Here is a 699-nt window from a genome sequence, read left to right on the forward strand (position 1 = left end):
GTGGATGCCTTGAAGGTCAAGGCTTTCATCCGCTCCTTCGGCACCCTGGCCAAGACCGACGCTCTCGATGCCGAGGCGCTGGCCCGCTACGGACGGGACCGCTGGGATCGGCTGTCCCTCTTTCTGCCGCCGGAGGCGGACCGGAAGATGCTGACCGATCTGGTGGCCCGGCGCGAGGACCTCGTTGCCCTCAAGGTGGCCGAGCAGAACCGGGCAAGAGCACCGGCCGGCAAGCTGATCAAGGCGTCCTGCCAAACCATCCTGCGGACCGTCACCCGCGAGATCAAGGCCATCGAGGAGGAGACCAGGGCGTTGATCGAGAAGTCCCCCCAGCTCCGCGCAGCCTTCCATCAAATGCGGAGCTTGCCCGGTGTCGGAGCCATCACGGCGACGGCCCTCCTGGCCCATATGCCCGAGTTGGGCAGCCTGCAACGAAGGCAGGCGGCCTCGCTGGCCGGCGTCGCTCCACATGCCAATGACAGCGGTCAGTTCAAGGGACACAGGACCATGCGCGGCGGACGCTCCGAAGTGCGCAGGCTCCTCTTCCTGGCGGCGCTGGCCGCAAGCCATGCCAAGGGGCCATTACGAGAGGTCTATCAACGCCTTGTCCAAAACGGAAAAAAGCCAATCGTCGCCATCGGAGCTCTCATGAGAAAGATCATCGTCATCCTCAATGCAAAACTGAGAGACCTCAACGCA

General features: G+C 63.8%; 1 protein-coding gene. It reads left to right on the forward strand.

Translation table 11 applies throughout. From position 1 onward, the window contains the following. Positions 1–699 (forward strand): transposase (locus CJ014_RS27295; RefSeq protein WP_133121961.1); only part of this gene is annotated, 699 nt, incomplete at both ends.

This window comes from Pleomorphomonas carboxyditropha (assembly GCF_002770725.1).
In the GTDB taxonomy this organism is placed as follows: Bacteria; Pseudomonadota; Alphaproteobacteria; order Rhizobiales; family Pleomorphomonadaceae; genus Pleomorphomonas; species Pleomorphomonas carboxyditropha.